The 24,212-nt window shown below is 67.1% G+C and carries 23 protein-coding genes and 1 tRNA gene; 16 read left to right on the top strand and 8 right to left on the bottom strand.

The features are described from left to right. The first annotated feature begins 145 nt into the window (after window positions 1-145). Both ACZ1H8_RS09980 and ACZ1H8_RS09975 read left to right on the top strand, forming a co-directional pair. Window positions 146-1,312, top strand: a complete 1,167-nt coding sequence (locus tag ACZ1H8_RS09980; RefSeq protein WP_465181142.1) for a glycoside hydrolase family 68 protein — start codon at window positions 146-148, stop codon at window positions 1,310-1,312. Then, complete coding sequence (locus tag ACZ1H8_RS09975; protein ID WP_465181141.1) at window positions 1,309-2,214, top strand: ROK family protein; 906 nt, start codon at window positions 1,309-1,311, stop codon at window positions 2,212-2,214. The genes ACZ1H8_RS09980 and ACZ1H8_RS09975 overlap by 4 nt, the downstream gene beginning before the upstream one ends. A gap of 45 nt (window positions 2,215-2,259) precedes the next feature. Here ACZ1H8_RS09975 and ACZ1H8_RS09970 read toward each other — a convergent pair whose 3' ends face one another. Next, a complete protein-coding gene (locus tag ACZ1H8_RS09970) occupies window positions 2,260-3,606 on the bottom strand; it encodes a neutral/alkaline non-lysosomal ceramidase N-terminal domain-containing protein (RefSeq protein ID WP_465181140.1) in 1,347 nt (448 codons plus the stop codon). Between the two features lie 265 nt (window positions 3,607-3,871). Continuing rightward, window positions 3,872-3,945: transfer RNA gene (locus ACZ1H8_RS09965), tRNA-Gln, on the bottom strand. A 208-nt stretch (window positions 3,946-4,153) separates the two neighbouring features. Here ACZ1H8_RS09965 and ACZ1H8_RS09960 point away from each other — a divergent pair. Both ACZ1H8_RS09960 and ACZ1H8_RS09955 read left to right on the top strand, forming a co-directional pair. After that, window positions 4,154-5,155 (top strand): Ppx/GppA phosphatase family protein, encoded by a 1,002-nt coding sequence (locus ACZ1H8_RS09960; RefSeq protein WP_465181139.1) that lies wholly within the window; start codon window positions 4,154-4,156, stop codon window positions 5,153-5,155. Next, window positions 5,152-5,865, top strand: coding sequence for an RlmE family RNA methyltransferase (locus ACZ1H8_RS09955; RefSeq protein WP_465181138.1), 714 nt, complete (start codon window positions 5,152-5,154; stop codon window positions 5,863-5,865). The genes ACZ1H8_RS09960 and ACZ1H8_RS09955 overlap by 4 nt, the downstream gene beginning before the upstream one ends. A 66-nt stretch (window positions 5,866-5,931) precedes the next feature. On the opposite strand, the gene rpoZ is transcribed toward ACZ1H8_RS09955, so the two are convergent. After that, complete coding sequence (gene rpoZ, locus ACZ1H8_RS09950; protein WP_110153091.1) at window positions 5,932-6,276, bottom strand: DNA-directed RNA polymerase subunit omega; 345 nt, start codon at window positions 6,274-6,276, stop codon at window positions 5,932-5,934. Window positions 6,277-6,419: 143 nt separating this feature from the next. Here rpoZ and ACZ1H8_RS09945 point away from each other — a divergent pair, with 143 nt between their 5' ends. From ACZ1H8_RS09945 to ACZ1H8_RS09915, 7 genes are all read left to right on the top strand, one after another. After that, complete coding sequence (locus ACZ1H8_RS09945) at window positions 6,420-7,589, top strand: phospholipase D-like domain-containing protein (RefSeq protein WP_465181137.1); 1,170 nt, start codon at window positions 6,420-6,422, stop codon at window positions 7,587-7,589. Beyond that, the gene (locus ACZ1H8_RS09940; protein ID WP_465181136.1) at window positions 7,586-8,062 is read left to right on the top strand and encodes a lasso peptide biosynthesis B2 protein; all 477 of its coding nucleotides are present in this window, start codon (window positions 7,586-7,588) and stop codon (window positions 8,060-8,062) included. The genes ACZ1H8_RS09945 and ACZ1H8_RS09940 overlap by 4 nt, the downstream gene beginning before the upstream one ends. Window positions 8,063-8,109: 47 nt before the next feature. After that, entirely contained in the window at window positions 8,110-8,985 is an 876-nt protein-coding gene (locus ACZ1H8_RS09935; protein WP_465181135.1) for a DMT family transporter, read from the top strand. A gap of 73 nt (window positions 8,986-9,058) precedes the next feature. Beyond that, the gene (locus tag ACZ1H8_RS09930; protein ID WP_110153104.1) at window positions 9,059-9,769 is read left to right on the top strand and encodes a response regulator transcription factor; all 711 of its coding nucleotides are present in this window, start codon (window positions 9,059-9,061) and stop codon (window positions 9,767-9,769) included. Further along, on the top strand, window positions 9,766-11,079 hold the full coding sequence (locus ACZ1H8_RS09925) for an ATP-binding protein (RefSeq protein WP_465181134.1): 1,314 nt from the start codon (window positions 9,766-9,768) through the stop codon (window positions 11,077-11,079). The genes ACZ1H8_RS09930 and ACZ1H8_RS09925 overlap by 4 nt, the downstream gene beginning before the upstream one ends. Before the next feature lie 115 nt (window positions 11,080-11,194). After that, window positions 11,195-11,887 (top strand): carbonic anhydrase, encoded by a 693-nt coding sequence (locus ACZ1H8_RS09920; protein ID WP_465181133.1) that lies wholly within the window; start codon window positions 11,195-11,197, stop codon window positions 11,885-11,887. Beyond that, window positions 11,884-13,395, top strand: a complete 1,512-nt coding sequence (locus ACZ1H8_RS09915; protein WP_465181132.1) for a SulP family inorganic anion transporter — start codon at window positions 11,884-11,886, stop codon at window positions 13,393-13,395. The genes ACZ1H8_RS09920 and ACZ1H8_RS09915 overlap by 4 nt, the downstream gene beginning before the upstream one ends. Before the next feature lie 202 nt (window positions 13,396-13,597). Here ACZ1H8_RS09915 and ACZ1H8_RS09910 read toward each other — a convergent pair whose 3' ends face one another. The 4 genes from ACZ1H8_RS09910 to ACZ1H8_RS09895 all read right to left on the bottom strand — a co-directional run bounded on the left by ACZ1H8_RS09910 (window position 13,598) and on the right by ACZ1H8_RS09895 (window position 19,890). Continuing rightward, window positions 13,598-14,371, bottom strand: coding sequence for a winged helix-turn-helix domain-containing protein (locus ACZ1H8_RS09910; protein WP_465181131.1), 774 nt, complete (start codon window positions 14,369-14,371; stop codon window positions 13,598-13,600). A 47-nt stretch (window positions 14,372-14,418) separates the two neighbouring features. Next, entirely contained in the window at window positions 14,419-16,035 is a 1,617-nt protein-coding gene (locus ACZ1H8_RS09905; RefSeq protein ID WP_465181130.1) for a GMC family oxidoreductase, read from the bottom strand. Window positions 16,036-16,231: 196 nt separating this feature from the next. Next, on the bottom strand, window positions 16,232-16,858 hold the full coding sequence (locus ACZ1H8_RS09900) for a response regulator (protein ID WP_110153097.1): 627 nt from the start codon (window positions 16,856-16,858) through the stop codon (window positions 16,232-16,234). Further along, entirely contained in the window at window positions 16,855-19,890 is a 3,036-nt protein-coding gene (locus ACZ1H8_RS09895) for a sensor histidine kinase (protein ID WP_465181129.1), read from the bottom strand. Before ACZ1H8_RS09895 ends, ACZ1H8_RS09900 begins: the two co-directional genes overlap by 4 nt. Window positions 19,891-20,232: 342 nt before the next feature. On the opposite strand from ACZ1H8_RS09895, the gene ACZ1H8_RS09890 reads away from it, so the two are divergent. The 5 genes from ACZ1H8_RS09890 to ACZ1H8_RS09870 all read left to right on the top strand — a co-directional run bounded on the left by ACZ1H8_RS09890 (window position 20,233) and on the right by ACZ1H8_RS09870 (window position 23,329). Then, window positions 20,233-20,586, top strand: a complete 354-nt coding sequence (locus ACZ1H8_RS09890) for a hypothetical protein (protein ID WP_465181128.1) — start codon at window positions 20,233-20,235, stop codon at window positions 20,584-20,586. A gap of 124 nt (window positions 20,587-20,710) precedes the next feature. After that, window positions 20,711-21,487 (top strand): response regulator transcription factor, encoded by a 777-nt coding sequence (locus ACZ1H8_RS09885; RefSeq protein ID WP_465181127.1) that lies wholly within the window; start codon window positions 20,711-20,713, stop codon window positions 21,485-21,487. Window positions 21,488-21,611: 124 nt separating this feature from the next. Continuing rightward, window positions 21,612-22,178, top strand: a complete 567-nt coding sequence (locus ACZ1H8_RS09880) for a VOC family protein (protein ID WP_465181126.1) — start codon at window positions 21,612-21,614, stop codon at window positions 22,176-22,178. Between the two features lie 348 nt (window positions 22,179-22,526). Then, entirely contained in the window at window positions 22,527-22,943 is a 417-nt protein-coding gene (locus ACZ1H8_RS09875) for a DoxX family protein (RefSeq protein ID WP_465181125.1), read from the top strand. A gap of 101 nt (window positions 22,944-23,044) precedes the next feature. Further along, on the top strand, window positions 23,045-23,329 hold the full coding sequence (locus ACZ1H8_RS09870; protein WP_465181124.1) for a hypothetical protein: 285 nt from the start codon (window positions 23,045-23,047) through the stop codon (window positions 23,327-23,329). A gap of 28 nt (window positions 23,330-23,357) precedes the next feature. Here ACZ1H8_RS09870 and ACZ1H8_RS09865 read toward each other — a convergent pair whose 3' ends face one another. Then, window positions 23,358-24,179 (bottom strand): alpha/beta fold hydrolase, encoded by an 822-nt coding sequence (locus ACZ1H8_RS09865; RefSeq protein ID WP_465181123.1) that lies wholly within the window; start codon window positions 24,177-24,179, stop codon window positions 23,358-23,360. Window positions 24,180-24,212 lie beyond the last annotated feature (33 nt).

Here is a 24,212-nt window from a genome sequence, read left to right as displayed (position 1 = left end):
GATTGTGGTCGAGCCAAGTTGCGGTTAGGGTGCCGATAAACAAGCGGAGGATGGATTTGATCCGGCACTTTGGCGCGCGCGCCACATGGACAAGAGGTGCCGGTATCGCGGCCTGCGTCGTGGCTGAAGCCGGGCGAACCGGGCGTTGACCGGGTCATCCCTGTCTGGCGTGTCGCAACGACCATCGCTGCCTGCGTCCGATGCGTGGACAGCCGCGCAGCTTCGGTCCGCACCCGCCAATCCCGAGTCACCGCGCCTGATCGATGACAATCATGTCGTGCGCATCTCCCCCGATCTCGATATCTGGGACGCCTGGCCGATCCAGGATGCCGATGGGATGCCGTCGACAATGGAGACGGGCGAGACGCTGTGGATGGCGCTCGGCGCGCCCCGCTTCGACGACCCGGAGGAGCGCCATGGCCATGCCCGCATTCATTTGCTCTCGCGCGATACGTCCGGCTGGCGTCATCTAGGCCCGGCCCTGCCTGACGGATTTTCGCCCGGCAGCCGGGAATGGTCGGGATCCGCCGTCCTCGCGGACGATCGCCGCTCACTGACGCTCTATTTCACCGCGACCGGCCGGCGCGGCGAGACCGAACTCACCTTCGAACAACGGCTGTTCCGCGCCGAAGCGACCCTGCACCACGTCAACGGTGTCTTCGAGCTTATCGACTGGCGCGGCCTCACCGAATTCGTCGTTCGCGATCCGGCTCATTATATGGCCAGCGACGCCGGGACCGGTGCGGTCGGCACGATCAAGGCGTTTCGCGATCCTGCCTATTTTCGCGATCCGCGCGACGGGCGTCATCATGTCTTCTTCGCAGCATCGCTGGCGGAATCGGACTCCGCATTCAACGGGGTGGTGGGATCGGCGGTGGCGATCGACGACCCGCTCGGTGCCTGGGAAGTCCGCCCGCCACTGTTGAGCGCGGACACGCTCAACAACGAACTCGAGCGCCCGCACGTCGTCTATCATGACGGCCTCTACTATCTGTTCTGGTCGACCCAGCGTCACGTCTTCAATCCCGACGGCCCGACGGGTCCGACCGGCCTTTATGGGATGGTCTCGGAACGCCTCGACGGCGGATGGGCGCCGCTGAACGGATCGGGGCTGGTGTTCGCCAATCCCTCCGAAGCGCCGCGTCAGGCCTATAGCTGGCTGGTGATGCCCGACCTCCAGGTGACGAGCTTCATCGACGCCTGGGGGCTGGGTGCAGACGACGCCGGTATCAAGCGCTTCGGCGCAACCTTCGCACCGATGCTCCAGCTGCGTCTGACCGGCGCGCGAGCCGAATTAGTCGCTTCATCATGAGCGCGATCGGACGATTTTCAGGCGTCGAGCTCGGCGGAACCAAGGCGATCGCGATCCTGGCGGAGGGCGACCGGATCATCGAACGCCATGTCGAGCCGACATACGGTCCGGAAGCGACACTGAGGTCGCTGCGCAGCCAGCTCGATGCCTGGCACGCGCAGGCCCCGTTGGACGGCCTGGGCATCGCGTCGTTCGGTCCGATCCAGCTCGATCCGCGCCGGCGCGGTTTCGGCGAGATGCTGGCGCCGCCCAAGCCCCGCTGGAGCGGGGCGAAGGTCGCCGGGATCCTGGCCGATGGCCTTGGTTGCCCCTGGCGAATCGACACCGACGTCAACGGCGCGGCACTGGCCGAATATCGCTGGGGTGCCGGTCAGGGGTGCACCAGCCTTTGCTATGTCACGATCGGGACCGGCCTGGGCGGCGGCGTGCTGATCGACGGCCGACCGGTCCATGGGGCGATGCACCCCGAGATCGGCCATTTGCGGCTGCGCCGGGCGGAAGGCGACACATTTGGCGGGGCCTGCCCCTTCCACGGCGACTGCATCGAGGGACTCGTGTCCGGCCCCGCCCTGGCGAAGCGGCTCGATATGGACCCCGCGACGGCGCCGGACGATCATCCCGGCTGGCGCCACGCCGCCGCCGACATCGCCGAGCTGTGCGGCACCATCCTGCTGACCAGTTCCGCTCAGCGGATCCTGTTCGGCGGCAGCGTCGCCACAAGCCGGCCGTTCCTGCTGCCTTGGATCCGGACCCAGGTCGTCGCGCAGCTGGGCAGCTATCTCCCGTTTCTCTCGCCCGACAGCGTCGAGTCGATCATCCAGCCGGCCGGTCTCGGCACCGATGCCGGCCCATTGGGGGCCATCGCGCTTGCACAAGCGGCTGCGACTGAATTGGCGCGCTGACGGCCTGTGTCGCGCTGAACAAGCGCGCGGCACAGGCCATCTGCCTTACTTCGCGTCGGACTTGTCGATCAGGTCGAGCAGACCATCGACGATCGCGGTCTCGGCGCAGCCTGGCTTGAGCCGCGACGACACCACCTCGAAGGTGTTGTACCCGAACGCCGCGTCGTTCGGGATATAGCCCGATCCCGCCATGCCGTTGGTCACGGTCGTCATCATCGTGTGCTTGTAGGGTGATTGGCGCTTGAACCGCTGGGCGATGGTGGTGAACACCTCGCCATCGACGCCGCCGATCACCGTGTCGCCGATCCGCACCAGGCTGAGACGGATCGAAACCGGATCGGCATCCTCATACGTGCCGGGATAGCCGGCACGCCCCTTGTCGAGCCGCTTGCGCCCCGGACAGGTCACGATCGACTGGGCGCCGCGGATGCGGGCATCGGTGGTCGGACGTTCGAGGTTCGCGCGGCTGACATGGAGCACTTCCTCGCCCAGCATCTGACCCATCGACAGCGTCATCTGCTTCTGCTGCTTCATCAGCGTCGCGACCCGCGGATTGTTGCGGTCCATGCCAGTCCCGCCCGGCGGCATCGCATTACTGATATCCTCGCCGCGCTTGGCATAATCGGCCACCCGGATCGCGCGCAGGTCGTAGGTCTGCTGGAAGTAGATCGGATTCTGATCGCCGGCCGCCCCGTTGGAATAGACCGCCACGACATCGTCGCCGAGCGATTCCTCGATATAATTGGAAGCCGCACCGGGCAGGTCGGCGCTCACCATGTCGAGATTGCCGGTCAGCACCGCGTGGACGCCATAATTATAATAGATGGCGATCGGCGCACCCGACAGCGTCTCGAACCGGACCACCGCGACCGTCTTGTCCGATGCGCCGTCATAATTCGGCCCTTCCCACCAGCGGTGGGTTTCCGGATCGATGATGTTGCGGTTGACGTTGATGTACGAGACCCCGGTCCCATAGGCCATGCGCGCCGGCTTCGCCGCGGCCGCCGCCTTGCGCACCGCCTCGACGATCTGGCCCTCATAGGCCGCGCCGCGCATGAACGGCGCGCTGTGCGTATGGGTGCCGGTCAGCAGCACCTGCGCCGCCGGAATGCGCAGCTCGCGCTCGAGCCGGGCGGTGACATTCTTCCAGGTGTCGCTCGAGATCGCACCGGCATCGACCGTCACCAGCGCAGCGCGGGTCTTCCCGTCGTCAATGACGATCGCGCGGACATTGAGCGGGTCGAGCACGCCAAGCATCGTCTTGGGCAGATCGGCGGCCGCCGGCGTGACGTCGACCTTCGCCGCGCCAACCTTGAGCCCGGTCTGCGCCGATGCCGGAAGCGCGACACAGGCTAGACCCGCCGCGAGCGTCAGCAAGTGATGATTTTTCATGGCCGTTTTCCCCAATCCGAAACTGATCTGACGGGCGCAGCAAGGCGCGTTCGCAGCGGAGCGGGGCGCCACATCGGCATCGGTCGGAAACCGGCCTGATCTGTCGGTGTCATTCGCACCCCCTCCTGACCGTTGCAGCGATTCTGCAATCGATTGCTGAGTTGGTAGGCTGCTATCGGAGGTAAGGCAACAAGGTTTGCGAGACGACGCGCTACAGGCGGTGCCCTCCGTAGGGAGCCGCAAACGATCGGTTTTAGAGAAGACCTGGATGCCCCGTGAGGATTCGAACCTCAATTGACGGAGTCAGAGTCCGTAGTCTTACCTTTAGACGACGGGGCACCGTGGAGCGGCGCGTCTAGGCAAGCGCGCGAGTCGTGTCAACCATGCTGAGCGCCATCGCTTGCCCCCGCGGCCCCATCGCGCTAGCCTCGTATCCAAGCACCGGACGGCGGGTCTTCCGCCGAGACGGAGAGAACATAAGAAAGTCGAGACGATGGGGGATGGCTCAGCCAGAACACCCCAGGGGCGGGCTCAACCACCCGTCATCATGGGAAGCGCGCCCGGTCCGGGCCGTGCGGCGCGTGGGCGCTGGGGCGAACCGCGCCATTTTGCGGCGCTGGACCTTGGCACGAACAATTGCCGGTTGCTGATCGCCCGGCCGCAGGGAAGCGGCTTTGCGGTGGTCGACGCCTTTTCGCGAATCGTCCGGCTGGGCGAAGGCCTGGCCACGACCGGGCGCCTGTCGGATGCGGCAATCGACCGGACCATTGCCGCGCTGCGGATCTGTGCCGACAAGCTGAAGCGCCGGCGGGTGACGCTGGCGCGGTCGGTCGCGACCGAGGCATGTCGCCGCGCCTCCAACGGGACCGAGTTCATCGAGCGTGCCTATCGCGAGACCGGCATCGCACTCGACATCATCACCGCGGAGGAAGAAGCCCGGCTTGCCGTGCTGGGGTGCCACGCCCTGCTCGAGCCCGGCGACGGGCCGGCTCTGGTGTTCGACATCGGCGGCGGATCGACCGAGCTGGCGCTGGTCGATTCGAGCGAGCCGATCCCGCGCATCCTCGACTGGCACAGCGCGCCCTGGGGCGTCGTGTCGCTGACCGAGGCGATCGGGCATGGCGAGGGCCCCGAAGGCCGCGCCGCCGCCTATGCCGAGATGCGGTCGCGCGTCGGGCAGGCGTTCAAGCCGTTCGTCGACCGCCTCGATCCGCCGCCGGGCCTGCGCCGGCTGCTGGGAACCAGCGGGACGGTCACGACCCTCGCCAGCGTCCATCTTGGCCTCGACAGCTATGACCGCTCGATCGTCGACGGCCTGATCGTCCCCGCGCCGTCGATGCGCGCGGTCAGCCAGCGGCTGGCGCGAATGAGCCTGGCCGAGCGGTCCAAGGTGCCCTGCATCGGCGCCGAGCGCGCCGATCTGGTCGTCGCAGGCTGCGCGATCCTCGAGACGATCCTTGACTTGTGGCCCGCCGAGCGGCTGGGGATTGCCGATCGCGGCATTCGCGAAGGCATTTTGCGCCGATTGATGAACGGAAAGACGATATGAGCCGTGGCGGTGGCCGGGGACATACGCGGGTCAAGACCGCGCGCGGACGCACGACCCAGTCGACGCGCTGGCTCGAGCGCCAGCTGAACGACCCCTATGTGAAGCGCGCCAAGGCGGAAGGCTATCGCAGCCGCGCCGCCTACAAGCTGATCGAGCTGGACGAGCGGTTCGGCTTTCTCAAGGGCAAGAAGCGGGTGATCGACCTGGGCATCGCCCCCGGCGGGTGGAGCCAGGTGCTGCGCCGCAAGATTCCCAAGGCGGCGGTTGCGGGAATCGACCTGCTGCCGGTTGATCCGATCGACGGGGTCGAGATCCTGATGATGGACTTCATGTCCGATGCCGCCCCCGATGCGCTGATGGAAGCGCTGGGCGGCGCACCCGACCTGGTGCTGTCCGACATGGCGGCCAACACCGTTGGCCACCCCCAGACCGACGCGCTGCGCACCATGGGGCTGGTCGAGACGGCACTCGATTTCGCGGTGCAGGTGCTCGCCCCCGGCGGCGACTTCGTATCGAAGGTGTTTGCCGGCGGCGCCGACTCGGCATTGGTCGCGGAGATGAAGCGTAATTTTACGAGTGTAAAACACGCCAAGCCGCCATCGAGCCGCAAGGGGTCGGTCGAGTGGTTCGTCGTGGCCCAGGGCTTCAAGGGGCGGAAGGACACAACCGCCGAAACGGGATCCCCGGACGAAGACCGCGACCCGGAATGATCCCGGAAACGGAAAAGGGCCCCGGAAGCGATTCCGGGGCCCTTTTCGAACCGGCTTGCGACGGAATCAGCCGTCGTAGTCGCCGCCCAGATTCTGATTGCGCGGCGGGGCGGCGGCGGTGAGGCGCAGCGCCTCGGCCGATGCCGACAGGCTGCCGATCGCATCCGGTGCTTCCTCGTCGTCGATCTGGACGCGCTGCAGGCTGCTGACCACCGATTCCTCGAGATGATCGGGGCGGATGGTCTCCTCGGCGATCTCGCGCAGCGCGACGACCGGGTTCTTGTCGCGGTCGCGGTCGAGCGTCAGCTCGGCGCCGCCGGAAATCTGGCGGGCACGCTGTGCCGCGAACAGCACGAGGTCGAACCGGTTGGGAACCTTGTCGACACAATCCTCGACGGTGACGCGCGCCATCTGGCTTCCTTAGAATAATGGTGTCCGGGAAAGGCGAGGCACTTAGGCATGCGACCGCGCAAAGTCAAGAAAATGCAGGCGTTGGCGGTCCCCGCCGCGGCCGGCCTTGCCCTTTGCGGCGGCGGCCCGCATGTGGGACCGCGATGGACGCCCGCGTCACCCAGCCCAGCTTCACCGTCGACGGCAATCGGCTGCGGATGCTCACCGAAGGCCCGGAAAGGCTGGCGGCACTGCTGGAGCTGATCGGCTCGGCGCGCCATTCGCTGCGGGTCCTCTATTATATCTACGTTAATGACGAGGCCGGCGCAGCGGTGCGCAGCGCGTTAATCGCCGCCGCCGAACGCGGCGTCAGCGTGTCGCTGATCGTCGACGGGCTGGGCAGCGAACATGCCGCCAGCCGGCACTTCTTCGATCCGCTGCACGATGCGGGGGTCGATGTCTGCCGCTTCGTGCCGCGCTGGGGCCGACGCTATCTGCTGCGCAATCATCAGAAGCTGGCACTGGCGGACGAGCAGCGCGTCATCATCGGCGGCTTCAACATCCAGGCGAGCTATTTCGGCACGGCCGAGGACCAGGCATGGCGCGACCTGGGCCTGCTGGTCGAGGGACCCGCCGCCGCCCGGCTCGTCGGCTATTTCGACGCGCTGTCCCGCTGGGCGAAACAGTCGAGCCCGTCGATGCGCAAGCTGGGCAAGACGCTCAACAGCTGGAGCGAGCCCGAGGGTGCGACGCGCTGGCTGCTCGGCGGGCCGATGCGGCGCCTGTCGCCCTGGGCGCGGGTGGTGAAGCGCGAGATGCGCGTCGCCCACCGGATCGACCTGATCAGTTCCTACTTCGCTCCTAATCCCGCGATGCTGCGCCGGCTGGACAAGGCATCGCGCCGCGGCGGGCGGGTAAGGGTGGTCCTGCCGTCGAAGGTCGATCACACCGCGTCGCTCTGGGCGGCGCGCTTCACCTATGCCGGGCTGCTCCGCAAGCAGGTCGAGATCTATGAATATCAGCCGACCAAGCTGCATACGAAACTCTATGTCGTCGACGACGTCGTCCATATCGGATCGGCCAATTTCGATATCCGATCGATGTACCTGAACCTCGAACTGATGTTCCGCATCGAGGATCGCGCCTTCGCCGCGCATGTCCGCGATTATGTCGACAACGAGATTGCCCATTCGGTGCGAATCACCCGCGAGATTCACCGCGCGCGCACCGGCGTGTTGACGCGGGTGAAGCAGTTCGCCGCCTATTTCGTGATGGCGGTGGTCGATTATAATGTGTCGCGGCGGCTCAATTTCCGCCCGAGGGGCCGGAAGTGAGACGCAAGCGCAGCTGGAAATCCAAGTTCGAGCGCCTGCGCATGGTCAATTGGCGCGAACGTGCGCTGCTGCTCGAGGCGTCGGCGCAGCTGGCCGCGGCGCGGCTACGCATTCGCATCCTGCCGTTCAAGGCGATCGCGAAGGATCTCGGCACCTTCGTTCCGCCGGGCGATCCGCGCATCGCAGCATGCCGCGCCGACGCGCCCGAGGCACAGCACCGCACTGCCCGCCAGATCGGCTGGGCCGTCACCCGCGCTGCGGCCCATGTCCCGTTCGAGGCAGTGTGCCTGCCCCAGGCGATGGCGGCGCACGCCATGCTGAAGCGCCGGGGGATCGACAGCGCCGTCCATTTCGGCGCGCGCCGCTCGACCGACAAGCCGATCGACGCTCATGCCTGGCTCGACGCCGCCGGGGTCGAGGTCACCGGCTATCCGGTGGTCGAGGGCATGTCCGAACTCGGGGCGTTCGTCTGACCCCCTCGCCCGCCGCGCCGCGCTCCGGAACCAGCCGCGCCTATGCGATGCTGGTGGTCGTCATGCTGCTCTGGGCGGGCAATTCGATCGTCGGGCGCGCGATCCACGGCCAGGTGCCGCCGCTGACGCTGGCCTGGTTCCGCTGGACCGGTGCGTTGCTGGTGATGCTGCCCTTCGTGTGGCGCGACCTGATCGCCAACCTGCCGGCCGTGCGCGCGGCGTGGAAGCGCATCCTGATCCTCGGCTTGCTGGGCGTCGCGTCGTTCAACGCCTTTCTCTACACCGCGCTCGAACATATGCCGGCGACGAACAGCCTGCTGCTCCAGGCGGCGATCCCGGGGCTGGTCCTGCTGTTCAACCGGTTGTTCTTCGGGCTGCGCGCCACGCCGCGGGCGATCCTGGCGGTACTCGTCTCGACGCTCGGGGTGCTGCTCGTCGTGCTCCACGGCGACCTGCTGGCGCTGTTCGGCCTGCGGCTGGGCTATGGCGAAATCCTGATGCTGATCGCGGTCACCGCATGGGCGCTCTACACCAGTCTGCTGCGCGAGCGCCCGGCCGTATCGCAGCTTTCCTTCCTCGCGGTCACCTTCGCGGTCGGCGTGCTCGCGATGACGCCGCTGGCGATCGGCGAGGCGCTGGCCGGCCGGCACATCATTTGGTCGCCCGGCACGATCGCGGCCATCCTCTATGTCGCGCTGTTCCCGTCGCTGATCGCCTATCTGCTGTTCAACATGGCGGTCGCGACCCTGGGCGCAGCGCGGACGGGGCAGGCCTCGACCCTGCTGCCCTTGTTCGGCGCGCTGCTGGCGGCGGGCTTTCTGGGCGAAGAGCTTCATGGCTATCACGCCGCCGGGATGGTCCTGATCCTCGTCGGGATCATCCTGTCGGCATCGGGACGCGCCGAGACGCCGGCGCGCGGATGACCGCCGGACGCGACTTTGCTTGACCCTGAAGGAACGGGTTCCTAACTCGTTCCGGATGCACCAGCCGCCGCCCATGACCGCCCAGACGATCGTTTTGGTGGAGGACGACCCGGCGCTCAGGACGTTGACGACCCGGGTGCTGCAGGAGAACGGCTTCATCGTGCGGCCCGCCGCGACCGGCGCGGAAATGTGGGTGGCGCTGGACAATGGTCCGGTCGACCTCGTCATTCTCGACATCATGCTGCCGGGCACCAGCGGCATCGACCTGTGCCGGATGCTGCGGGCGCGCAGCACCGTGCCGGTGATTTTCATCTCGGCCCGGGGCAGCGAGACCGACCGCGTCGTCGGGCTCGAACTGGGCGCCGACGATTATCTCACCAAGCCGTTCGGCCCGCGCGAGCTGGTCGCCCGCATCCGCGCGGTGCTCCGCCGCGAGGGCGGGCGCGAGGATACGGTGCACCGGGCGAAGGGGATCTTCCGCTTCGACGGCTGGACGATCAACCTGCCCCGGCGCGAGCTGCTGTCGCCCGAGGGGTCGGTCGTCGACCTGACCGGTGCCGAGTTCGACCTGCTGGTGGCGCTGTGCGAGCATGGCGGCCGGGTCATCGCCCGCGAACGGCTGATCGAATTGTCGCGCACGCGGCTGGGCGACAGCTCGGATCGCAGCGTCGATGTGCTGATCAGCCGGCTTCGCCGCAAGCTCTCCACCGCCGGCAGCGCGGCGCCGATCGCGACCGTCCGCGGCATCGGCTATATGCTCAAGGCGCCCGTGGAACGCGAGTGAAGGGCATTCCCCATCCGTCGATCGGACTGATCGGCCGGATCTTCGCGATCCTCCTGCTGGCGGTCACGATCGAATTCGGTGCCACCACCTTCTTTCACGAGCGCGAGAGCCGGCTGTCGGTCCGCGACGACGAGGCCCGGCGCCTGGCCGAACACCTCGTCATCGCGCGCAAGTTCCTGTCCGAGCATCCCGCGTCGGAGCGATCGGAGCTTGCCGAGGATCTGACGACCTCGCGCTATGAGGTGCGCTGGTCGGAGAAACTGCCGCCCGCACTCAAGATCGCGCCCACGCTCGACCGGATCCACACCCAGGTCGTCACCTGGGAGCCGTCGCTCGCCAAGGCGAATGTCCGGCTGCGGCTGACCGGTCCGGCGCGCGACGCGGTGATCGTCGGCGGCCTGACCCTGCCCGACGGTAGCTGGATGACCTTCGCCACGCGCGAACCTGTCCATGATCTGGGCTTCTCGTTCGAGCGGCTGTTGTTCGGGCTGGCGCCGGCGGTGGCAATGGTGCTGATCGGCGGCCTGCTGGTGCGCCAGACGCTGATGCCGCTGCGCCGCCTGACCCGCGCGGCGGAACATGTCGGCGGCGACGGAGCGGAGGAAGTACCCGAAAGCGGCACGCGTGAGGTTCGCCGGCTGATCGGATCGTTCAATCGCATGCAGGCGCGCATCCACCGGCTGATCGAGGACCGGACCCAGGCCCTGGCGGCGGTCGGCCACGACCTGCGCACGCCGCTGGCGCGCTTGAGACTTCGTGCCGATGCGATCAAGGATGACGACATCTATCAGGCGATGGAAGACGACCTGACCGAGATGCAGGCGATGATCGACTCGCTGCTCGAATATTATGGCGGAGACGCCAATGGCGAGGCGGCGGTGCGAATCGACCTGGCGGTGATGTGTGCCACCATCGCCGACGATTATCGCGATCGCGGACATGATGTCCGCTATGCCGGCCCACGCCATCTGGACCTGACCGTCCGGCGCAGCGCGATCAAGCGCGCGCTGAGCAACCTGGTCGAGAACGGCCTGCATTACGGCAAGCGCGTGTGGATCACGATCGAGGCGCAGGAAACGGTCGCGCTGATCCGTGTCGAAGACGATGGTCCGGGTATTCCGGAAGACTCGCTCGACATGGTCCTGCAGCCCTTCGTCAGGCTGGATCATGCCCGGGCGCGCGACACGGTCGGGCTTGGACTTGGCCTTTCGATCGTGAAACGGACGGTCGATGCCGAGCGCGGAAAGCTGACGCTGTCGAATCGTGAGAAGGGCGGCCTGCGCGCCGAAATCTGCCTGCCGATAGTCTGAAACGGCCCGGCGAAACTCGGAAACAATTCATTACACTGACGCTGCGTCGCAGCAAACTGGCCTCGCTACCTCTAGAGCGTGCCCGAATTCCGGGCGTGTAATGGAGCATTGCACCGTGAATGAACTTATTGGACGGGTATACGGCTTCTCGAAGGAAGTGTTCTCCAACCAGAGCGACCTCTATTCGAAGCTCGCGACCCATGGTCAGAGCCCCAAGGCATTGATGATCTCCTGCGCGGACTCCCGCGTGGTTCCCGAGCACATCATGCAGGCGGCACCGGGCGACCTCTTCGTGTGCCGCAACGCCGGCAATATCGTGCCCCCGTTCGCCACCCAGAATGGCGGCGTGTCGTCGACCGTCGAATATGCGGTCGAGGCGCTGAAGGTACGCGACATCATCGTGTGCGGTCACTCCGACTGCGGCGCGATGAAGGCGCTGATGAACCCGGAAATGCTGACCGGCATGCCGAACGTCGCTGCATGGCTGCGTCACAGCCACGCCGCCCAGAGCGTCGTCGAGCGCGGCTATCCCGAGCTGGAGAATGACGAAGCGGTTCGCACCGCCAGCCTGGAGAATGTCGTCGCCCAGATCGCGCATCTGCGCACCCATCCGTCGGTCGCCGCGGCGATCGCGCGCGGCGAACTGGCGCTGCACGGCTGGTTCTTCGACATCGGCGCCGGCGCGGTGCTGGCGCTCGACGGCGTAAGCGGCCGTTTCCTGCCGATCAAGGAAGACAGCCCGCTGCCCGTCGCCCTGCCGGCGGCACGCCGCCTGGCGAGCGACACTTATGCGGAGGCCGCTGAATGAGTAGCGAAGCGACGAAGCCGGCGGGCTGGATCGCCCGCGACTTCACTGCCTCGATCGTCGTGTTCCTGGTCGCGATGCCCCTGTGTATGGGCATCGCGATCGCGTCGGGCGTGCCGCCCGAAAAGGGCCTGATCACCGGGATCATCGGCGGCATTGTCGTTGGTGCGATGGCGGGATCGCCGCTGCAGGTCAGCGGCCCGGCCGCCGGTCTGGCAGTGATCGTATTCGAACTGGTCCGCGACCAGGGCCTGTCCGCACTCGGGCCGATCCTGATGATGGCGGGCGTCATCCAGTTCCTGGCCGGCGTCTTCCGCGTCGGCGGCTGGTTCCGCGCCATCTCTCCGGCGGTGGTTCACGGCATGCTCGCCGGCATCGGCGTGCTGATCGTGATCGGCCAGTTCCACGTCCTGTTCGACGCAACCCCGCTGTCGAGCGGCCTCGCCAACCTGGCAGCCATTCCCGGCCGTCTGCTCGGTCTGTCGGCGGACATCCGCCAGACCGAGCTTGCGCTCGCGCTGGGCATCGTCACGATCGTGTCGATGATCGGCTGGGAGAAGATCCGTCCGGCGTCGATGAAGCTGGTGCCCGGCGCGCTGGTCGGCGTGCTGATCGCGACCGCGATCGCCTTCTTCATGTCGCTGAACGTCACCCGCGTCGAAGTGCCCGAGAGCATCATCGCCGCAGTCGCCCTGCCGCAGGACGGGTTTCTGACGCAGTTCATGAACCCGGCGATCATCACCGCCGCGATCGCGATCGCGTTCATCGCCAGTGCCGAGACCTTGCTGTCGGCAGCTGCGGTCGACCGCATGCATGACGGCGTGCGCACCAACTACAACAAGGAGCTGCGCGCCCAGGGCGTCGGCAACCTCTTGTGCGGTGTCGCGGGCGCATTGCCGATGACGGGCGTGATCGTCCGAAGCTCGGCCAACGTTCAGGCAGGCGCGGTCACCCGCGCCTCGGCGATCCTGCACGGTGCGTGGATCCTGGCCTTCGTCGCGCTGCTTCCCTGGATGCTGCGCGAGATCCCGATGGCGGCGCTGGGCGCTGTGCTGGTCGTGACCGGCGTGAAGCTGGTCAACCTCGACCATGCGAAGCACCTGTTCAAGGACTATGGCATCCTGCCGGCACTGATCTGGGCGGTGACCCTGATCCTGGTCGTCACGATGGACCTGCTGACCGGCGTTCTGGTCGGTATCGGCCTGTCGCTGCTCGAGCTGCTGCCGAACCTGCGCCGTCTGCGTCTGAAGGTCGACGAGACCGAGACCGAACAGGGCCGTACGCTGACCCTGGACGGTGCGGCGACGATGGTCAGCCTGCCCAAGCTGTCGGAGCGGCTGGACGCCATGCCGAACGGATCGAACGTGCGGATCGACATGAGCCGGTGCACCGCGATCGACCATACCTGTTCGGAACTGCTGCGCGACTGGTGTTCGCGTCGCAGGGCGGCCGGCGACACGGTCATACTCGACGGTGCCAATGACCGCATGAACAAGCTGGCGGCCGCCTGACGGAAACATTTCGTCACAGGCCGGTGAAGGAGCCGCAAGACGCTCCCGCTACAAGACTAGCATCCGGAAGGTCCTGGCAAGGGAGCTTCCGGATGCAGGAGTACCCTCCCTACCCCGCAGTCGCCATGGGCCCCTCCTCCATGGCGGCTGCATTTGTTTTCAGGCCATGGCGTCGGGGCCGCTTCCCGGCCAGGCGCGAGGCTCAGAACAGGGCTTCGACCTCTGCATCGAAGATATAGCCGACCCCCCGATCGGTGCGGATCAGCCCGATCCCCGACGGGTCGGCCTCGAGCTTGCGCCTGAGCCTGAGGACCTGGACATCGATGCTGCGGTCGTAAATGTCCTCGTGCGCGCGGGTGGCGCGCATCAGGTGAAGGCGCGACAGCGGGCGGCCCGGCATCTCCAGCAGCGCGACGAGCAGCGCATATTCCTTCTTCGTCAGCCCGACCGGTTCGCCGCCCGGCGCGGTCAGGGTGCGGGTCGCATGGCGCAACTCCCAACCCCTGAAGCCATAGCCGCCGCGCAGCGCGCCGATGCCGAGCCGTCCCAGATCCTGGCGCCGAAGGATGGCGCGAGTCCGGGCGAGCACTTCGTGCACGTTGAGCGGCGCGCAGAGGAAGTCGTCGGCACCCAGTTCAAGGCCGATGATCCGCTCGACATCGGCCTGGCTCCGGTCGCCATACAGGATGACAGGCACGCCGGACCGCGCGCGGATCTGACGCAGGATGTCCAGGCCGCTGAACGCCCCGAGGCGCGCGTCGACCAGGATCAGGCTCAGCGTCTGGCTCTGGACATGTCGCGCGACCTCGGACGAACCGCAGCCCGCCGCGTCGCACTGATGATCGCGCAGATGCGACAGGATCGACCGGCGCATCTCGGCATCGTCCTCCACGACCAGGATCCGGCCGATCCGGGTCGGTGGGACGGGCAGCAGGTCCCGATAGCTCCCGTCGACGGGAGAGACACCGTGATACATGTCGAGAGCCCTCGATCTGACGCGCGACGCGGCCGGCCGCGCCGGGGTTAGAGGTTGTGTGCGAGGCGGATCATCGCGGCGGCACGCTCGCCGATGATCGCGCAGGGAGCCTGGGTGTTGCCCGTGGCGACCCGTGGCATGATCGAGCCGTCGGCGACGCGAAGCCCCTCGATCCCGTAGACCTTGAGCGACGCGTCGACGACCGACATGGCATCGCGACCCATCTTCGCGGTACAGCTCTGGTGCCAATAGGTGACGGCAGCATCGCGGATATAGTCGCTCATGGCCGCGCCCGAGAGATTGCCCGGCATCACCTCGCACTTCACGAACGGACGGAATGCCTGCGCATTGCCCAGGTCGCGACAGAGCTCGACGCAGCGGGCCGCGGCGCGGACATCCTCCGGATCCGACAGCATTTCCGTCTCGATCCGCATCGGCGTCCGCGGATCGGTGTCGCGCAGCCGCAGACGGCCCCGGCTCTTCGGCTGGGCGAGCCCTGCGAACATCGTCCAGCCATGTTCGGGAACGCCCAGCGCTGCGGTGCGCTCGCTCGGCACCGGAAACTCGACCTGGCAGAACAGCAGGTCCGGCGCGTCCATTTCCGGGCTGCTCTTCCAGTAGAGCGTAGCTTCGCTTCCGCTGTTCCGCGGCGCGATCGGCTCCTTATATTCCCAGGTGCAGCCGAAGGAGACATGGTCCTGGAGGTTGCGCCCGACACCCGGCAGATGCGTCACCACCGGAATGCCGACCCGATCCAGCTCCTCGCGGTCGCCAATGCCCGAATGCATCAGCAGCTTCGGGGTCTGGATCGCGCCGAGCGAGACGATGACCTCGCTCGTCGCGCCGATCGTCAGCTGCTCGCCCCCGCGGACGATCTCGACGCCGGTCGCGCGATTGCCGTCGAGGATGATCCGGCGGAGCAGCGTGCCGGTCAGTACCGTCAGGTTGGGACGATCGAGCAGCGGCCGGACATAGGCACGGAACAGCGAATTGCGGCGTCCTTGGCGGATCAGGACATCGGTGATCGCGGCGCCGCCGACCCCCTCCATCATCTCGCCGTTCGGGCTTTCGAATTTGGGGATGCCCAGTTCGGCGGCGGCGTCCAGCATCGCGAATGCGACCGGGCTGGGGTCCGCCGACGGCTCGACCCAGACAGGACCCGATGTCCCGCGATAGCGTGGATCCGGAGCGCCCTGCCAATTCTCGATGCGGCGGTAGATGTCGAGGACATTGTCATAGCCCCAGCCGCTGTCGCCGGATTCGGAGGCGAAATAGTCCCAGTCGTTGCGGTGACCCCGCGCCCAGAGCATGACGTTGATGCTCGACCCACCGCCAAGCACCCTGCCCATCGACATCGGCAGCGACCGGCCGTTGAGGTGCGGATTGGGCTCTGCCTGGAACCCCCAGTCGCGTTCGCTGCCGAGATTGGTCGGCCACTGACCCGGGGTGAGAACCGACTCGACCGCGTCGCTGCCGCCGGCTTCGACCAGCAGCACCCGGACATCGGGGTTTTCCGCCAGACGCGCCGCGACGACCGACCCGGAGGCGCCGCCGCCGCAGACGATGAAATCATAGGCGGGCTTGAGTTCCGCCGCCAGGCGAGCCTGGTTCGCTTCGGCTCTCGCCTCGAATTCGCGGTCGTCCTGGTGCGTCACGCTCGTCATGCTTTACTCCTCTGGGAAATCACGCTCTCAGAAGGGCAAATGTGACGGGCCGCGGCCGCGCGGCCAATTTGGCCGGACGTGTGAGTCCGGGCCGGAAGCGATGGGAAGTTCGGCCGGATCTGCTGGGCCGCGGCCGCCTCACCCTATCCCCGGGGATAGGGTGACCTGTTCCTGGGGTCAGTCTGGCTGTGCCGAATCACAGGCTGATGATCCCGCGCCTGAGGGCGGTGGTGACGGCCTGGGTGCGGTCCTGGACGCCCAGTTTCTGAAAGATGGTGCGCAGGTGCGCCTTCACCGTCTGTTCGGATACATCGAGTTCGCGGGCCACCATCTTGTTGGCCTTGCCGGTGGCAACGAGCGCCAGGATGTCGATCTCGCGCGGACTGAGCGGCTCTTCGGCGGCATGGATGGCGATGTCCTGGGCGACGTCTGCGGGGATATAGCGCTGCCCGGCATGAACGCTGCGGATCGCGGTCAGCAGTTCATCGATCAGCGAGCTCTTGAGCAGATAGCCGCGAGCCCCGGCCTTCAGCGCCCGCACCGCCTGAACATCGCCGCGATAGGTGGTGAGGACGACGATCCGCGCATTGGGGGTCCGTGCGGTGATGCGGGCGATCGCCTCGATCCCCGACAGGATCGGCATTTGCAGGTCCATCAGGGTGATGTCGGGGCGAAGCCGTTCGAACGCCTCGATCGCATCGGCGCCGTTCTCCGCCTCGCCGACCAGTTCGATATCGGGCTCGGGCGTCAGGATGCCGGCGATTCCCTGGCGCAACAGAATATGGTCGTCGACGACGAGCACGCGGATCGGGCCGGACCTCATCCCCTGTTCCTCCCCAATATTCTGCCCAGCCAGGTGCGCGCCGGCCGCCGGCTCTGCAAGGCGCCGCGATAGACGGCGCCCCCGGGCGCGACCAGCGCGACCTCGGTCCCGCCGCCTGCCCGGCTGGATATTGCCAGGCGTCCGCCAATCCGCTCGGCGCGCTCGCGAATGCCGCGAAGGCCGAAATGGCCGGGCCGTTCTCCCCGCGCGAGTATTTCTTCCGGCATGCCCGTCCCGTCATCGCAAATCGAGAGACTCAGCCTTCGGCCGCCCCAGATCAACAGGATTTCGATCGACTGCGCGCGCGCATGCTGCACGATATTGCGCAGCGCTTCCTCCGCGATCCGTTGCAGTTCCTCCTGCGCGACCGGATGAAGCTCGCGCGCCCGTCCCTCGGCGATCACCTGGACGCCGGGACCCTTCTCGCCGACGATCGACCGGGCGGCATCGACGAGCAGTTGCGACAGGTCGCCGCCATGATCGGGCGCCCGCAAATCCAGAACGCGATCGCGCCCCTCGATCAGCACCGCCTGGGCGCGTTTGAGCGCCTCGTCCAGCGGCTGGCGCGCCGCCGGATCCGGCAGGCGGTTCACGCCCGCCTTGATCTGGAGCACCAGCCCCTGAAAGCCCTGGAGCAGCGTGTCGTGCAGTTCGCGCGCGATCCGCTCGCGTTCCGCGATGCGGATGTCGAACCGGCTCTGGAGGCGCGCGGTCACCTGCCGCAGCCGCAGCAAATACAGCGCGCCAAGCAGCGCAAGCCCACCGAGCCCCAGGAGCATCTTGAACCAGACCGACTGAAGGAAGGTCGGCGGGATCGTGAAGTCGAGCGTCGCGCCGTCATGGTTCCACACCCCGTCGTCATTCGCGGCCAGGACCCGGAACCGGTAATGGCCCGGCCCGAGATTGGTGTAATAGGCGTCGCGACGCGTTCCGGCGTCGATCCAGTCCTCATCCATGCCTTCCAGCCGGTAGCGGAACCGCACGCGGCTGGGCGTCGCGAGACTGAGACCGGCATAGCTGATCGAGAGATTCGAGGTGCCCTTGGCCAAGGTCATGGTGCGCGGGTCGCGATAGCGCTGAGCGCCGACGGTGAGGGCACGGATCGCGACGGGCGGCGGGAGCGGATTGCGCGTGAGGCGCGCCGGGTCGACCCACACGACGCCTCCGCTCGTCGCGAACCAGAGGCGCCCGTCGCCTCCCCGGACCGCGTCCTGCCGCCCGTCGCGGGTATAGACGTTGGGCAGGCCATCCTCGAGCGTCAGGATGCGCGGCCGCAGCGTCGCTGCCGGATCGGCAAAGGCGCGATCGAGATCCGACGACGCCACGACGGCAATGCCTTGCCGGCCGATCAGCCAGGTCCTGCCCTCCGGCGTCTGCACGAGCCCCGAGGGTTCGACCATCCACGGGAAGCGTACGCCGTCGATCCTCTGTAGCCGGCCTGCCGCCAGCCGGGCCATGCCGAAGGTTCCCGCGAGCAGGATGTGCCGGGCGCCGGCATAGACCGTACTGACATCGTCGATGCGATCGGCAACCAGCGGCGGCGAGATGCTGCCATCGGCCTGGATTTCGACGAGGTGGCCGGTCTCCATCAGCGCGAGCATCCTGCGCTGATTATCGTCCAGCAGAAACTGGGGATAATCGCGGCGATGTTTCGGCGGATCGTGTCGCCAGCGGCCGGACTGCAACACCCGCAGCCCGCCCCGTCCGCCGAGCACGAGGCGATTATCGTCGCCGACCACGCAGGGTCGCCAATCCTGGCTCGGGGGCAGTGCGAACCGCTCGACACCACCACCGAAGATCCGAAGCACCTGGCTTGTCTGGATCGCCCAGACGGCACCGTCCGGCCCCTCGCACAGGTCGTGCGTATCGGCACCGGTCCCCGCCACCCGCCCCGGGCGTCCGCCCGGCACGACGCGGTACACGCCATCGGCGCCGCCGACATAAACATCGCCATTACGCCCACCGAGCAGCGCGTAACCCCAGGTTCCGATCGGACCGATCTCCCGCGATACGATGACACTCGCCGGGCGAAAGCGATCCAGACCGAGACTAGTCCCCACCCAGATGCTGCCCTCCCGGTCCTCGAGGAGCGAGAGGCTGAACTGCGAACTCAGCCCCTCTGCCGCACCGAAACGCTCCACCCGATCGGCGGCGGTCCGCGCGCCCCAGAAGCGGGGCGCGCGCATGCGAAAAATGCCCGCGCCATTCATTCCCCACAGGTTTCCGTCCCGATCGAACATCGTATTGAAGGCCCGTCGCGCACCGGGCGTCGCGGCGGTGTCGCGACCAGGCACGGCGTGGCCCGCCACGATCCGGCTTCCGGAGTCGTCGGACATCCAGATGCGCCGGTTCCGGTCCTCGCTGACCGCAGCGTGCCCACTGGTTGCGCCTATCCTCTCGAAGCGGTGCGAACCCGGGCGCAGGCGCAAGAGGGTATCCAGCGTCGTGATCCAAAGCGACCCGTCGCTGGCGGCGGTGACGTCGACGAGCCACGCGTCCGGCAGGCCCCAGTCGTCGCCGACCTCCTGCCAGCGTCCGGCGGAATAGCGCAGCAAGGCGCGCCCCTTTCGCCCGATCAATGCCCAGATGACGCCATCGCGCGTCTGGGCGAAGCGGACCGTGAACTCTCCGGTCCTGGGCACTGCGCTGTCGGGCATCAGCCCACCGTCGCGATAGGTTGCCAGGACGCCATTGTCGTAGCCGACATGAATCGTCCCATCGGCAGCCGCGAGCAGCGCGGTCGCCCGCCAATTCTCCGATCGCGGGGCGCGAAGCGGAATGAGTTCGAAGCTCACGCCGTCGAAACGAAAGACACCCGAGGAACTGCCGATCCACAAATAGCCGTCCGCCCCTTGAGCAAGTGCCCAGATGCTCTGCGGCGCGCCGTCGGCGATCGTCCAGCGGCTGTGCTTATACTCATGCAGGTCGCGCTCGGGGTCGAGCGCGCGTGCCGTCGATGGAAACAGCATGAGCATGACGAGGAATGCGGCCAGCCAGGTGCGGACGGTCAACGTCTCGTTCGTGCCACGCATGCCCTGTCTTCCCGCACCCATATCGTGCCTCCCGGCCCCGTCGCTCGGCCGCCCCGTATCCTCCCGCCCCTAGCGTCGCCGTGCCGGAACAGGTCGGCGCGCCCGTTACGTCGGTAAACAAGCGGCGGCACCCCGACGATCTCGCCGTAGCATGGGCCGGATAGTCCGGCCGCGCCGGCACCGGGGCCGGTTCGTGGAGTTCAGCATGTCGTCCCTCTCGACCGGCACGGCGACCGCGCCAGGTTATCCCGATCGCGTGGCGCCGCCATTCCCCAAAAGGTCAGTTCGACACTACCCCATATCGGGATGCCGGGCATTCCGCAGCGCGGTTAAGATCGGCTCATGCCTGGCATCATCGCCACTTATCCCGACGGCCGTGTCGGCACGGGGCTCCTGCTCCTCCGCCTTTCGGTCGCCGCCTCGATCCTGCTCGCGCCGGATGCCGCGACCGCGATGGCCCCGCCCTGGATCAGGATCGTGCTGGTTGTCGGCCTGGCTCTGGGCTTCTGGACCCGCGCCTGCGCCGCGCTCGGGATCGCGATGATGCTGACGGGATTGCTCAGGGGGACGCCGCCGGCGGCGACCGGGACGCAGCTTCTGGCAGCAGGCGCGATCCTGCTGCTCGGGGCCGGCGCCTATTCCTGCGACTGCATCGCCTTTGGCCGACGGACGATCGTCCTGAAGCGCAATGGCTGACGGCGCGGACAGGTCAGCGTGCCCGGGATGGACGACCCACCGATCGATGCGTGTTGGAGTCGGCCCACCGATCCAACGGTCAATCCGGGGAAGCGAACCCGATCAGGCGAAGGAGTGACGAGAGATGACCCAAGCGACCGCCCGGTCCCGGCCCGAGATGCGCCAGGAGGTGCGCCTGCCCCATCGCAGCGGCGCACGGGTGTCGCGCGGCCCGATGCGCGGGCCCGAGAGCCTTCCCCGCCCCTGCGGTCAGGATGGGGACGATCAGGCGGACGCGCTTGTCGTCGTGGTCGATGACGATCCGCTGCTTCGCGATCTGATCATCGCGCTGCTGGACACGGTCGGGATCGAGGCCATCGGATTCGAGTCCGGCCGGGACATGCTGGAGGCGGACCTGCCCGACCGTCCCGGCTGCTTCATCCTGGACGTACGCATGCCGGGCCTGAGCGGGCTGGATGTCCAGCGCATCCTGATCGCCAACGGCGTCGGCAGGCCGATCGTGTTCCTGACCGGCCATGCCGACATCGCGATGAGTGTCCAGGCGATGAAGCTCGGCGCGGTCGATTTCCTGACCAAGCCCTGTCGCGACCAGACGCTGCTCGATGCGGTCTCGGTCGCGATCGAGCAGGATCGCCGGCGCCGCGCCGCCGAAGATGTCGCGCGGCATTACGAGGCACTGGTCGCGACCCTGACACCGCGCGAGCGTCAAGTCCTTCACGCCGTGGCGACCGGACGGCTGAACAAGCAGATCGCGCACGATCTGGGGATCAGCGAGATCACCGTGAAGCTCCATCGCGGCAATGTCATGCGCAAGCTGAATGCCTCGTCGGTGGGCGATATCGTCCGGCTGTGGGAATGGTTGCCCCGGCATGTTCGCGAGGTGATGCCGGTCGCGCGCTGAATGCGCTGGCGGGCCGCGCGCCCGCTACGTCGGTAAACAAGCAGCCGTGTCGGGGTGATGTTGCGGTAGCACGCGCCCGGTAGCTCGATCGGGCCGGCAAGGAAGCCGGTTCAAGGAGTTGCCCATGACGACCGATCTGCTCGAAAAGGCCGCATCCTCGGATGCGCTCGCCCCCTTCTCCACCCGCCTGCATCATACCGCCTATGTCTGCGCCGATCAGGAGCGCACGCGCCAGTTCTATGAGGATGTGCTCGGCATTCCGCTGACCGGCTTCTGGATCGAGAGCGAGACGCTGGGCGGTGTCGTCCATGAGTTCAGCCTCGCACTATATGCGCTTCGCGACGGCTGTGCGCTGTCCTTCTTCAATTTCGCCGACTGCGAGATCCAGGAACGCAACGCCGCCAAGCGCCAGGGTCTGTTCGTCCATCTCGCGCTTCAGGCCGACGAGACTGAGCAGGCCGCGCTTCGCGAGCGGCTGGAGAAAGCCGGCTATCAGCCGATGATGTTCGACCATGGCTATGCCCGGTCGCTCTATATCGAGGATCCCGATGGCCAGATGCTCGAATTCTGCAACGAGCCCGAGGGCCTGGACACGGTGACCGCCGCCCAGCGCGCGAGCGCGCACGAAGCGCTGCGCCGCTGGCAGGCGGGCGACCGCACCGTCAACAATGTCCTCCCCCGGCAGGACTGACGTGATGGCGGGCGGCCTTCTGCGCCGCCCGTCCTCCTCATCTGCCACCCGGGCGAAGCGGGTTTCAGCGGTAGCCATGCGCGAGGGACCGGAAATCGCCTCGTCGCTGGCGGCCGCCAGAAAGGCGCGATGCCCGCTGAACCAGATCCCCGTAGCGTCGAGCCGCCCACGATCCACGGCTTCATGATCGATGCGCTCGTGCTGTATGCGGTGTCGCACTATCCGAGCGCGCGATCGATCGAGCTTCTCTCCCGAACGCGGAACTTTCGATCGGCGAAGGGCATGAAGCCGCTGCCCTCGCCCGCCCTTCCTCGGCCCCGACCCGACCCAACCTCCCGGAGTATGCCCATGAGCGCCGCCATTCAGAAATTCCTGCAAACTCGACCCGTTGCGCTGGCCGGACGCATCGCCCTGACCTTTCCCTTCTGGGGCAGCGGTCTGTCGAAGCTGGCGGACTTCCAGGGCGCCATGGCCGAGATGACCCATTTCGGGCTGGAACCGCCTGCCCTGATCGCGGCGGCAACCATCCTCGTCCAGCTCGCGGGATCGCTGCTGATCATCACCAATCGGCTCGCCTGGCTGGGTGCCGGCGCGCTCGGCATCTTCACCGCGCTGACGATTCCCCTGGTCCATCATTTCTGGTCGATCACGGAAGAGCCGTTCCGGACGATCACCTTTCACACCGCGACCGAGCATGTCGGGATGATCGGGGGGCTGATCCTCGCATCGATCCTCGCCGGCCGCCCACGCGCGGCGGCGGACTGACCCGAGCCCGCCTTACTCCTGAAACGGGATCGGGCGGGGCTGAAGCCTGATCGCATCTGTCCGCCGATACCCCGGCACCGTCGCTTTGAACGAAGGTGCCCATGAAGATAACGAGAGTTGCAGCCGCGCTGACGGCGTCGCTGATCGGGTCGCTGCTGATCCTCAACCTGCTTGTCGCAATGCCCGATGATCTGCTCCAGGACGGCCCCGCGCGCGAGCCTCGCCCCGGGCCGGACGCGCCGCCGCCGCACCCGGCGCCCGCCCGGGCAATCAACGGCCTGATCCGCTCCTATTGTTCCGACGATCTCGACCTGCTGCGAGGCAGCGATCTTCGCAGCCGCGGGATCACGCAGCGCGATGATCCCTTGAGCGATTGCATCCGCTGACGCACAGGCGGGATCAGGCGCGGCCGGTTCACGCGCCGACGTCGCTCAGGAAGCGATTCAACAGCTGGTTGAACTGGCGCGGGGCGTGCCAGAAGGCGGCGTGACCAACGCCGCGCAGGCGGTGGCACCGACCGTCCCACAGATTCGCGTAATCGAGCGTGTCGAGATAATCGAGCCTGATCAGCGGATCGTCGGCGCCATTGATGACCGCAAGCGGCACCGTGCTGGTTTCCGCGACGGCACGCTGATCCTGTCCCAGACCGGCGCGCGCCGCCTGAAACAGGATTTCACGAAAGCGGCTGTCCGTCCGCAGGATCGCGTCCACGACAAAGGGTTCGACAGGCGACCCGAAAATCACACGGCCAAACCGCTCCGCCTCTGGCATCGTGAAACTGCCCTTGCCCGGCAATCCCTGTTGCGGCGGGGCAGCGAACCCTTCGGCCATCCCGCCTCGGCCGACCGGCGGCGTTCCGGTGATCACGAGACCGGCTGCGCCTGGAAATTGCGACAGCATGTCGATGCCGATGTGGCCCCCGAGCGACCATCCGATGATGACGGCTTCGCGCACCTGGAGCGCTTCCAGCACTTCGAGCGCGAGGTCGGCCAGCCCGGGCCGGGTATAGCTTAGCTGCGGATCGGCGGCATCGGCAGAGTCGCCATGTCCCGGCAGATCGAACCGAATGATCCGCCGCTGCGCCAGCACCTCATCCTGCATCTGGCGGGCAAAGACACCACGGCAGGTCGAGTTGCCGTGGATCATGACCAGCGGCAGCCCCGCCCGACCATTGTCCGCGACCGCAATAGCGCCGTGCGATGTTTCGATGCGGATCAGTTTTTCCTTAATATTCACGGCAGATTCCAACTGAATGACACTCTCGCCATG

The organism is Sphingomonas sp. BL-S-25, from assembly GCF_055521555.1.
This window is presented reverse-complemented; position numbering and strand designations above follow the sequence as displayed.